Origin of the sequence: Phenylobacterium aquaticum (assembly GCF_947378715.1) — a bacterium.
In the GTDB taxonomy this organism is placed as follows: Bacteria; Pseudomonadota; Alphaproteobacteria; order Caulobacterales; family Caulobacteraceae; genus Phenylobacterium; species Phenylobacterium aquaticum_A.
Map to the genome: position 1 here is coordinate 1 of NZ_CANCLE010000153.1, position 9233 is coordinate 9233.

A 9233-nucleotide genomic window follows, 5' to 3' on the forward strand; every position below is an offset into this window, starting at 1 on the left:
GACGACGGCGGACCGTGGGGGCGACCGCGCCCGGAGGCGCCCAAGGCCGCGCCGTCGCGCGCGCCCATTTCGCGCCAGCGGCTGCTGGTCTGGATCGGGCTGATGGTCGCCGTGGGCGCCGCCGTCTGGGGGCTGGCCCAGGCCTATCCCGGGGCGGTGAGTTCAGGTGAGGACTGGATGTGGACCGCGCGGAGCGTGGCCCTGATCGCCCTGCTCTCCTCGGCCCTGCTGCGCGGTGGGCCGATCCGCTGGGGGGAGAAGGCGCGGCATGTGGCGCTCTGGGCCGGCGTCGTGGTGGTGCTGATCCTGGGCTACAGCTATCGCGGCGAGCTCACCGGCGTGGTCCAGCGGGTGCGGGGCGAGTTGGCCGGCGCCCGGCCGACGGAGAGCGGCGACCACGAACTGGTGGTCACCCAGGCGCGGGGCGGCGGCTTCTTCGTCATCGGCCAGGTCAATGGCCAGGCCGTGCGCTTCATGGTCGACACCGGGGCGACCGACACGGTGCTGAGCCCCGCCGACGCCCGGCGCCTGGGCCTGGACCTCGGCAAGCTCTCCTATGGCCGACCGTCCCAGACCGCCAACGGGGTGGGCTATGGCGCCGACTTCAAGGCCGACAGCCTGGCGGTGGGCCCGATCCGGCTGACCGACATGCCGTTGATCGTCAACCAGGCGGCGATGGACTGCTCCCTGCTGGGCATGAGCTTCCTCGGCAAGCTGGAGTCGTTCCAGGTGAAGGGCGACAAGCTGTATCTGCGCTGGCGGGGCTGAGGCCCGGCCATGCGGTTTTGAACCGCCGCCCCACGGGTTTGCGCAATCGCGTTTAGCTGGCGGTCTGGCATGCTGAGGCTGTTCCACGGACACAGCCCCACGGAGGCCCGCCATGTCGACCCTGTCCCCCACCGCCGAAACCCGCCCCGCCCGCCGCGCCAAGGCGGCGCCGGTCCCCCAGACCCGAGGCCAGGCGGTCGGCGGCCCCAAGGCGATCCTGCGTCTTGAAGGCGGCGTCGTGCTGGCCGTTGCGGCGGCGGCCTATAGCCAGGCGGGCTCTGGCTGGATGCTGTTCGCGCTCCTGTTCCTGGTCCCAGATGTCTCGATGCTGGGCTATCTGGCCGGCCGCCGGATCGGGGCCGTCGGCTACAATCTCGGCCACAGCTATCTGGGCCCGGCGGCGCTCGGCGCCTATGGCCTGTGGAGCGCGACACCTCTGGCGGTGTCCGTCGCCCTGATCTGGGTCGCCCACATCGGCTTCGACCGGATGCTGGGATATGGCCTGAAATACGCGACAGGGTTCAAGCACACCCACCTGGGATAAGGTGGGGGCCCGCGCCGCGCGCGGGAAGGCTTCCGCCAGGTTGTGTCTTGTGCGACACACCTGTGCGGCGACTTGAACTCAACGGCCGGGCAGGCCTTGAAACCGTTCCCTATTTGTTCTGTTCTGGGGTGAACGAAGAGGGCGCGCGATGTTCTTCTGGCTGCAGAAGCAATGGATTCTCTGGGACCTGAACCGCACCATCCGGCGCCGGGGATGGACCGCCATCTATGTGCCGGGCGACGAGGAGGCCGGCGGCTTCGCCTATACGGTCGGGCTGCGCCAGGCGGTGGGCGCGCCGGAGATCGTGGTCTCCAACGTGCCGATCGAGCTGGGCAACGGCCTGATCGGCGCGGCGGTGAGCCAGCTTCAGGCGGGTGAGTTGGCCCTGGCGGACGGCGAGGCCTGGGCGCTTGATTGGGAGGGCGGGGCGAAGATGGTCTGGCGACGGGTGCATCCCGATCAGATCGAAAGCCAGTACTTCAATCTCGCCCGGTGGTGGCGAGAGAAGACCAGCGGTCCCGATCTGGAGGGCTTCCAGCTGGTGCTCTCCGATCTCGCCGGCAAGCTGCCCTGGGAGGACGGCTATGATCCCGCCTATGGGCGGCGGCAGAAGGCGCTGTGGCGGCCCTAACCCTCCCCCGGCTTCACCAGGTGGTAGGGCTGGCTGATCTCCTGGAAGACCGGCAGGGCTTCGCACTTGGCGGCGTGGCCGGAGATGGCGGGCCAGGCGGCGAGGTCGAAGGCGCCCGGCAGGGCTTCACGGACGAAGCGCAGCATCGTCGCCAGTATGATGTCGGCGTGGCCGATGGTCTCGCCGAACAGCCAGGGCGTGGTCCGGGCGGCGCGGGCGGATTCCAGGGCGTCGAGGGCGCCGCAGACCTGGGTCCGGCAGCGGTCGACCCACATCTCGAGCGCCTCGCCGCGCAGGGCGCGCTCATAGAGCAGGGAGACGGCCTTGTCGGCGGCGCCGGCGGCCAGGGCGATCAGGCGGAAGGCCTCGCGGCGGTCGGGCCCTGACGCGGCGATCATGGCGCGCTCGGGACCGACCCTCTCGTCCAGGGTCTCGAGGATGGCGAAGCTGTCCATCAGGGCGACGCCGTCGTCGAACACCAGGGTCGGCACCCGGATCAGCGGGTTGTAGGCGGCGATGGTCGCCGCGTCCCCGAAGGTGGACCAGGGCTTGTGCTCATAGGGGATGGCGTAGAGCCGCAGCGCGATCGCCACCCGGCGGACGAAGGGGGAATCGTACTGGCCGATCAGCATCATGGCGGTGGGCTCCCGGCCAGGTCCGAAACGCTATTTCGCAGGGGTCTGCTCGAACTCCGCGTCGATCACCAGCTGGATCGGATCGAGGAAGAAGGGGGACATGCCGTAGTCCTGGGGGTTGATCCAGGCGACAGCCTGGGCGCCCAGGCGGGGATGGCCGAAGCCCTTGCCGGCCCCGATCAGCTCGACCTTGAAGGTCACCGGCTTGGACTTGCCCAGCAGGGTGAACTGGCCGTCGATCTCGCCGTGCAGGGGGTCGATGCGGCGGAAGGCCGTGGAGACGAAGGTCGCCTTGGGGAAGTCGGCCGACTTCAGATAGGTCCCGGCGATCTCCTTGGCGAAGCCCGGCACGTTGGTGGCCACCGAACCGGTGTCGACCGCGGCGTTGAAGCTGGACTTGTCCAGGTGGTCCGGATCCCAGACCAGGGTCGCCTGGGCGGTGTCGAACCGGAAGATGCTCATCGAATAGCCGATGTGCGAGACCCGGGCGATGACGCCGGCATGCATGGGGTCGAGCTTGTAGGTCCCGGCCAGAGCGGCGGCCGGATCCTTGTCGCCGCAATAGACGCCGGGCGGCAGGCCGGTGGGACAGGCGGCCTGGGCGGCGCCGGTCAGGACCAGGGCGGTGAGGAGGCCGCAGAGGGCGGCGAAGGGGCGGAAAATTGTCATGGCGGAACCCTATCCGAGGCGTGGTGTCCTTTGGAAGACGCGACATCTCCCGCCGTCCCGACAGGCTGCGCGTAATCTTCCGTTATCCATCCCCGCGCTAGAGCCAGATGAGCGAAGGGGATCCGCATGCGCTGGTTGCTGGGCCTGGTGGCCATATCGAGCCTGGGGCTGGCCTCCTGCGCCTCCCACCAGACCGCGCTGGCCCTGCAGTCGCCGCCGGTGGCCAATGCGCTGACCTTCGCCCTGCCGCCCACCCATCCGCTCGCCCACACCGTGGTGCTCGACTACATCTCCGGCATGTCGCAGCACTCCTTCTGGTTCGCCGAGGCCAACCAGAAGGCGTTCCGCCCCCAGGTCGAGAAGCTGCTGGCCCAGTCGGGCATGCTGGCCCCGACCCCGGTGGCGGCGCGCTATGGCCTGCAGATCGAGTTCATCGACCTGAAGGGCTCAGCGTTCGGGATCGATTTCGACAGCCGCAGCCGGGCCGTCTATCGCATCGTCGAGCGCCGCACCGGCCGGGTGGCGTTCTCCAGCGTGGTCGACGCCGGGTTCAGCGCCCGCTTCGTCGGGCTGAACGAGGACGACGCGCTGCTGGCCTATAGCGTGATCGGCGCGCCCCTGGTGGCGGCCAGCCTGGCCTCGCCCGCCAACTATATCGCCGCCCCCAACACCTTCGGCCGCGACGCTGAGGTCCGGGCCCACGCCCGCGAGGGGGACCTGGCGACGCAAGGCTTCGGGTCGCGCGACGGCCTGACCCGGGCCAAGCAGGCCGACTTCCAGATGATGAAGCAGAGCCTGGCCAAGTTCGTCCTGGCGCTGAGCGCCCAGCAGCGGATCCCGATGACCAAGATCCTGCCCTGCCTGGACAATCCCGACCTCGACCGGGAGAAGGCCGACCTCGCCCGGCGCGGCATGAACTGGACCGAGGACAATTGCGAGCTCTATCCGGCCAAGCCGGCGCCCATCGTCTACTGAACGCCCGCCGCCCTGAGGTCATCGCCGGGGCAAGCCCGGCGATGACGTCGGTTTGGGACCGCCCGGATCAGGCCTTGATGCGCATGGCCCCCATATAGTCGCGCTTGCCCAGCGGCACGCCCTTGGTGCGCAGGATGTCGTAGGCGGTGGTGGCGTGGAAATGCAGGTTGGGCAGGGAGAAGCTCATCAGGAAGCCCTCGGCCACGAACGGGATCTTGTGATCGCCGAACTGGAAGGTGACGTCCTTGCCCTCGAGACCATTGACCTCGTCCGGGGTCAGGGCCTTCAGCGCCGCTGCGGCGTCGGCGACGTATTTCTGCAGGCCGGCATAGTCGAGCGGATCCATGGTGGCGGACGGCGAATAGAGCCCCTTCTTCGCCCCCTCGATGGCCCCGATCGAATGGTGGGCGACCGACAGCACCTGGAAGCGGAAGGGCAGCATGTTGGGGAACAGCTTGGTGGCGACGATCTCTTCCGGATCGATGTTGTTGTCCTGGCAGTGGGACAGGCCGCGGTCGAGGAAGCCGGAGACGCCCCCCAGCACCTGCAGGAACGAAGTGACGCTGACGTCGTAGAGCGAAATGGCCATGCGGGCCTCCCCAGGGGTTTTGTTATCCCCCCAGTGTCGGCGACCCGGGCGGGTCGGCGCCAGCGGTTTTCGGCGTCCTGACCCGGGGCGTGTGGAAAAAGCTGGGCGATGTCGGAAGGACGGGGTCTGCTGCGTCCTTGGGGCGAAGGAGAACAGCATGGCGAATGGGGGCGGAGGGCGGCGCTGGGGCCGCAGCACGGTGGCGGTTGTCGGCGGGCTGGCGGCGGTGGTCGGATTGTCGACGGCGACCGATGCGGCCTTGCAGGCGGTCGGCGTGTTTCCCACCGGCGGCAAGACGATGGGCCAGGGACTGTTCGCCCTGGCCTTCGGCTATCGCGCCCTGTTCGGCGTGGCCGGCGGCTGGATCGCGGCGCGGCTGGCGCAGGCCAGGCCGGTCGCCCATGCGGTGGTCCTGGGCGGGATCGGGCTGGCGCTCAGCCTGATGGGGGTGGCGGTCTCGCTGGGTCATCCGGAGATGGGGCCAGGCTGGTATCCCATCGCCCTGGCGGTCACCGCCCTGCCCTTGTCCTGGCTGGGCGGGTTGCTCGCGCGGAGAGCCTAGCCGCCGCCCCAGACCACCAGGGCCAGACCGGCGAAGACCAGGACATAGCCGCCGAGCATGGCCCGGGTCAGAGGCTCCTTGAACACCAGCCGCGCCAGGACCGGCACCAGGGCCGAGCCGGCGATGGCGAAGGGATAGGCCCGGGTGAAGGCGACCCGGGTCAGGACATAGAACCAGAAGAGCGCGGTGAAGCCGTACCAGACCCCCGCGAGCATCAGCCGGGGATTGGTCAGCATGGCCAGGCCGACCGCCGGGCGATCAGGGTCGCGGCCCAGGGCGGCCCATTTGAACATCAGCTGGCCGGCCGGCAGGGTGAGCGCGAAGACCGAGCAGAGGATGACGTCGCCCGGGCTCATGGCTGAGGCTCAGCCCGGCTTGCGGAAGAAGGACACCACCGCGTCGGCGGGCGCCAGGCGGGCGATCGGATAGGTGGCGACGGCGAAGACCCAGGCCGCCGCCGAGCGCAGCAGGGGCTCGTCGCGGACGCAGCGGATGCGGCTCCACAGGCCCTTGATCTGCACGGTGTCGAGGTCGAGGCGGCGCTCGGCGACGAGGCCGACGCCAGAGGCGGCGCGGGCCAGGTCGCGGGGCGCGAAGTACCACAGGTGCGGCGAGGGCAGGCCCCGCTGCCACAGCCGGTCATGGGCCCCGCCCATCCCCAGCCGGTCCAGCACTTCGGCCACCTTGAAGAAGAAGCCGTCGCGGTTGGGGCAGTTGAGGCAGAGCACGCCGCCGGGCTTGAGGTGGCGGGCGCAGGCCGCGAAGGCTGCGGTGATGTCGGGGATGTGCTCGAACACGTCATTGAAGACGATGACGTCGAAACGGTCGTCGGCGTCGAGCGCGTCGGGGAAATAGCCGTGGCGCACCTGGGCGCCCTGGGCCCGGGCGGTGGCGATGACATTGGCGTCGGGCTCGATGCCCTCCACCGCAAATCCCAAGCGGGCGGCGTGGCGCAGCAGGAAGCCCGGCCCTGCGCCGACGTCCAGCAGCCGGGCGCCCGGCGCGACCATCGCGGCCAGGGCCTCCAGCAGGCGGGCGTTGTTGCGCTCGCGCACGGTCTCCAGCCCGGCCTCGCGGCGGGCCTCGTCCACCCGGTCTCCGCCGGCGACATCGGGGATCTCGACGGTGAAATCGGCGTGCAGCAGGCCGCAGGCCCGGCAGCGGAACAGCCAGTCGTGGCGCCAGGCGCCGAGCGCGCCGCCGCAGGCCGGACAGGGGCGTCCCACGCCTTCGCCCGTCATGCTGTCATCCTGATCCGCCATCGGCCGATGGAGTGGACCAGCCCCGCGCGCCGCGCAAGCCCCGCGCAACCGCGCGCCGGATTGATGCGCTCGGTTGCGGCGGGGCCCGGCATGTGACAGGTCGTGGCTTCGTCATCGCCCCTTAGGACCGCCGCCATGTCCGACGCCCAGCCCGCCTCCGTCTACGACCTCGCCCATCAGGAAGAGGCCGAGAGCCTGGCCACCTACGCCATACTGGTCGACAACGAGCCGGGCGTGCTGCACCGGCTGGTCGGGCTGTTCGCCGCGCGGGGCTATAATATCGAGAGCCTGACCGTGGCCGAGACCGACCGGCGGGCCCACACCAGCCGGGTGACCATCGTCACCCGAGGCGCGCCCCACGTGCTGGCCCAGATCGAGGCCCAGCTGACCAAGATGGTCGCCACCCGCCACGTGCAGGACGTCAGCCGCGATCCCAACGGCCTGGAGCGCGAGCTGGCCCTGGTCAAGGTCAAGGGCGCGGGCGCCGACCGGGTCGAGGCCCTGCGCATCGCCGACATCTTCCGCGCCAAGGTGCTGGACACCGGCATCGACAGCTTTGTCTTCGAACTGACCGGGGCCTCGCACAAGATCGACAAGTTCGTCGACCTGATGCGTCCCCTGGGCCTGGTCGAGCTGTCGCGGACCGGCGTCTTGTCGATCACCCGCGGCGGCGAGGCGATCTAGGCTCTAGGTCGCCAGGATCTTGAAGCGGAACAGGGCCGCGCCAATCGTGGCCCCAACCGCCGGCGCGACGAAGAACAGCCACAGCTGCGACAGGGCCTGGCCCCCCACCAGCACGGCGGGTCCGAAGCTGCGGGCCGGATTGACCGACACCCCGGTCACCTGGATGCCGACGATGTGGATCACCGCCAAGGTCAGGCCGATGGCCAGCCCCGCGAAACCGGCCGGCGCGCCGGGCCCGGTCGAACCCAGGATCACGATCACGAACAGGGCGGTCATCACCACCTCGAAGATCGCCGCGGCGGGCAATGGGAACTCGCCCAGATAGCCGGGACCCCAGCCGTTCTGGCCCAGGCCGTGGGCCGTGCCCGCGATGGCGGCCAGCAGGGCCGCGCCGGCCAGGGCGCCAGAGAACTGGGCCACCCAATAGCCGCCCATGTCGCGCAGGCTCATCCGACCGGCGATGAACACCGCCAGGCTGACCGCCGGATTGACGTGGCATCCCGAGATCGGCCCGATCCCATAGGCCATGGCGATGATGGCCAGACCGAAGGCCAGGGCTATGCCCAGCTGGCCTACATGGTCGCCACCCAGCACCGCCGCGCCGCAACCGAACAACACCAGACAGAGCGTGCCGATGAACTCGGCGATGTACTTGGACATGTCGAAGCCTCCCGTTTCGCCCCACGATAACAGTGGTTCGAAGGGCCGTGGCAAGCGCCTGACCCAAAATGGGAGGGGTCGCGGGCGCGATCCAAACACCGACCGTTTGGACGGTTTGTTTATTGACGCCCGTTTGAAGCCGTGGTCCATTTGACGTCGAGGGTCGGTGTCGCCGCCCCGCCTGGCGACAGGCAAGGCATGCGGCGTCGAGGCTCGTTATTTTGATCTGTTGATTTTTTAGACCTTTCAGCACCCAAGAGCCTTCGGGACCGAGGGTGCGCCGGACCTTTTTCAGAAACGATATGACGTCAAGACGGCCCGGCCTTCCAGCGGCCCCTATTGCGGGGTTCGCGGCCGGACGTCGGGGCGCCGGCCTGCGATTGGCGACAGTCGCGCGCCGCGCCCACGCCTGGTCCACGCGCGGACCTGATCTCTCCTAATCCTCCCATTGGCATCCCATGTCGGTGGGCTCACTGCGCCGGCGCGACACCCTCAGTTGCGCCGGCGGCTTTCCCTGGGGAGAGGCTTGCTTCGGGGTGAATTTCCGCCAAGCATGCTGCCGACCGAGGAGAGCCCTGCCCCCATGGCGTCGGAACCCGCGATGAGCGATGCGATCAAGACGCCGCGCCGCAGCCAGGCGGAGCGGACGGCGGCCATGCGCGCGCGCCTGATCGACGCGGCGGTCGCCTGCCTGAACCGCCTGGGCTATTCGGCCACGACCTTGGCCACCATCGCCGAAGCGGCCGGGGTCAGCCGGGGCGGCATGCTGCACCAGTTTCCCAGCAAGGTGGACCTGATGCTGGCGGTGGTCGCCTTCGCCTCCGGCTATGATGAGCGGCCCCAGGCGCCCCGCGCCCTGAACGACGACGGCGACAAGCGCGCCCAGTTCATCGCCCAGACCGACAATGTCTGGCGCGCCCAGACCACACCGGCGGTGATGGCCAAGCTGGAGATCATGGTCGCGGCCCGCTCGGATCCGCAACTGGCGGCCCAGCTGCCGGCCATGTTCAACGCCATCGAGGCGCGGCGCCGGACCTTCATGGTCGCCTTCGCCCGCGAGATCGGCGTGGAGGACTCCGACGCGGTCGAGAGCATGGTCACCCTGCACATGGCCGCCATGCGCGGCCTGTCGATCGAGATGCTGCTGACCGACGACCCGGCCCGGATCGAGCGGGCCTATGACCTGCTCAAGCGCTACAAGGAAGACCTGGTCGACCGGCTGATGGCCGAGGCCGAGGCCCAGCGCGCCAGGGC

13 protein-coding genes are annotated in these 9233 nt (G+C 69.6%); 7 read left to right on the forward strand and 6 right to left on the reverse strand.

Translation table 11 applies throughout. The annotated features are described in order from the left end of the window. The 3 genes from Q7P21_RS16630 to Q7P21_RS16640 form a co-directional block, all read left to right on the forward strand. On the forward strand, nucleotides 1–768 hold a 768-nt coding region (locus Q7P21_RS16630), incomplete at its 5' end, for a TIGR02281 family clan AA aspartic protease (protein WP_304177985.1). Between the two features lie 112 nt (nucleotides 769–880). Next, nucleotides 881–1312 (forward strand): DUF4260 domain-containing protein, encoded by a 432-nt coding sequence (locus Q7P21_RS16635; protein ID WP_304177987.1) that lies wholly within the window; start codon nucleotides 881–883, stop codon nucleotides 1310–1312. 148 nt (nucleotides 1313–1460) lie between these two features. Next, the gene (locus Q7P21_RS16640) at nucleotides 1461–1943 is read left to right on the forward strand and encodes a DUF4262 domain-containing protein (RefSeq protein ID WP_304177989.1); all 483 of its coding nucleotides are present in this window, start codon (nucleotides 1461–1463) and stop codon (nucleotides 1941–1943) included. Here the strand turns inward: Q7P21_RS16640 and Q7P21_RS16645 are convergent. Both Q7P21_RS16645 and Q7P21_RS16650 read right to left on the reverse strand, forming a co-directional pair. Beyond that, nucleotides 1940–2578: a glutathione S-transferase family protein gene (locus tag Q7P21_RS16645; RefSeq protein ID WP_304170185.1), complete on the reverse strand. Its 639-nt coding sequence runs from the start codon at nucleotides 2576–2578 to the stop codon at nucleotides 1940–1942. The two genes, Q7P21_RS16640 and Q7P21_RS16645, sit on opposite strands and share 4 nt — an antisense overlap. A gap of 30 nt (nucleotides 2579–2608) precedes the next feature. After that, complete coding sequence (locus Q7P21_RS16650) at nucleotides 2609–3247, reverse strand: YceI family protein (RefSeq protein WP_304177991.1); 639 nt, start codon at nucleotides 3245–3247, stop codon at nucleotides 2609–2611. 126 nt (nucleotides 3248–3373) lie between these two features. On the opposite strand from Q7P21_RS16650, the gene Q7P21_RS16655 reads away from it, so the two are divergent. Further along, entirely contained in the window at nucleotides 3374–4222 is an 849-nt protein-coding gene (locus Q7P21_RS16655) for a hypothetical protein (protein WP_304177992.1), read from the forward strand. Between the two features lie 67 nt (nucleotides 4223–4289). Here Q7P21_RS16655 and Q7P21_RS16660 read toward each other — a convergent pair whose 3' ends face one another. Then, complete coding sequence (locus Q7P21_RS16660; protein ID WP_304170188.1) at nucleotides 4290–4811, reverse strand: DUF1993 family protein; 522 nt, start codon at nucleotides 4809–4811, stop codon at nucleotides 4290–4292. A 157-nt stretch (nucleotides 4812–4968) separates the two neighbouring features. Between Q7P21_RS16660 and Q7P21_RS16665 the strand changes: the two genes are divergently transcribed. Beyond that, nucleotides 4969–5373 carry a hypothetical protein gene (locus Q7P21_RS16665; protein ID WP_304177994.1) on the forward strand — a complete coding sequence of 135 codons (405 nt, stop codon included), beginning with the start codon at nucleotides 4969–4971 and terminating at the stop codon, nucleotides 5371–5373. Here Q7P21_RS16665 and Q7P21_RS16670 read toward each other — a convergent pair. Continuing rightward, nucleotides 5370–5729 (reverse strand): hypothetical protein, encoded by a 360-nt coding sequence (locus Q7P21_RS16670; RefSeq protein ID WP_304170190.1) that lies wholly within the window; start codon nucleotides 5727–5729, stop codon nucleotides 5370–5372. The genes Q7P21_RS16665 and Q7P21_RS16670 overlap by 4 nt on opposite strands. A gap of 9 nt (nucleotides 5730–5738) precedes the next feature. Beyond that, entirely contained in the window at nucleotides 5739–6614 is an 876-nt protein-coding gene (locus tag Q7P21_RS16675) for a class I SAM-dependent methyltransferase (RefSeq protein ID WP_304170191.1), read from the reverse strand. 156 nt (nucleotides 6615–6770) lie between these two features. On the opposite strand from Q7P21_RS16675, the gene ilvN reads away from it, so the two are divergent. Then, complete coding sequence (gene ilvN, locus Q7P21_RS16680) at nucleotides 6771–7319, forward strand: acetolactate synthase small subunit (protein ID WP_304170192.1); 549 nt, start codon at nucleotides 6771–6773, stop codon at nucleotides 7317–7319. 3 nt (nucleotides 7320–7322) lie between these two features. Here the strand turns inward: ilvN and Q7P21_RS16685 are convergent, their stop codons facing one another. Next, nucleotides 7323–7979 (reverse strand): aquaporin, encoded by a 657-nt coding sequence (locus Q7P21_RS16685; protein WP_304170193.1) that lies wholly within the window; start codon nucleotides 7977–7979, stop codon nucleotides 7323–7325. 583 nt (nucleotides 7980–8562) lie between these two features. Here Q7P21_RS16685 and Q7P21_RS16690 point away from each other — a divergent pair. Continuing rightward, nucleotides 8563–9233: TetR/AcrR family transcriptional regulator (locus Q7P21_RS16690; protein WP_304170194.1), on the forward strand; the 671-nt coding region annotated here is incomplete at its 3' end.

What these genes read in the sequence shown, in the direction of transcription:
- Q7P21_RS16635 (WP_304177987.1), top strand. Translation starts at nt 881, where the DNA reads ATGTCGACCCTGTCCCCCACCGCCGAAACCCGCCCCGCCCGCCGCGCC.
- Q7P21_RS16640 (WP_304177989.1), top strand. Translation starts at nt 1,461, where the DNA reads ATGTTCTTCTGGCTGCAGAAGCAATGGATTCTCTGGGACCTGAACCGC.
- Q7P21_RS16645 (WP_304170185.1), bottom strand. Translation starts at nt 2,578, where the DNA reads ATGATGCTGATCGGCCAGTACGATTCCCCCTTCGTCCGCCGGGTGGCG.
- Q7P21_RS16650 (WP_304177991.1), bottom strand. Translation starts at nt 3,247, where the DNA reads ATGACAATTTTCCGCCCCTTCGCCGCCCTCTGCGGCCTCCTCACCGCC.
- Q7P21_RS16655 (WP_304177992.1), top strand. Translation starts at nt 3,374, where the DNA reads ATGCGCTGGTTGCTGGGCCTGGTGGCCATATCGAGCCTGGGGCTGGCC.
- Q7P21_RS16660 (WP_304170188.1), bottom strand. Translation starts at nt 4,811, where the DNA reads ATGGCCATTTCGCTCTACGACGTCAGCGTCACTTCGTTCCTGCAGGTG.
- Q7P21_RS16665 (WP_304177994.1), top strand. Translation starts at nt 4,969, where the DNA reads ATGGCGAATGGGGGCGGAGGGCGGCGCTGGGGCCGCAGCACGGTGGCG.
- Q7P21_RS16670 (WP_304170190.1), bottom strand. Translation starts at nt 5,729, where the DNA reads ATGAGCCCGGGCGACGTCATCCTCTGCTCGGTCTTCGCGCTCACCCTG.
- Q7P21_RS16675 (WP_304170191.1), bottom strand. Translation starts at nt 6,614, where the DNA reads ATGACGGGCGAAGGCGTGGGACGCCCCTGTCCGGCCTGCGGCGGCGCG.
- ilvN (WP_304170192.1), top strand. Translation starts at nt 6,771, where the DNA reads ATGTCCGACGCCCAGCCCGCCTCCGTCTACGACCTCGCCCATCAGGAA.
- Q7P21_RS16685 (WP_304170193.1), bottom strand. Translation starts at nt 7,979, where the DNA reads ATGTCCAAGTACATCGCCGAGTTCATCGGCACGCTCTGTCTGGTGTTG.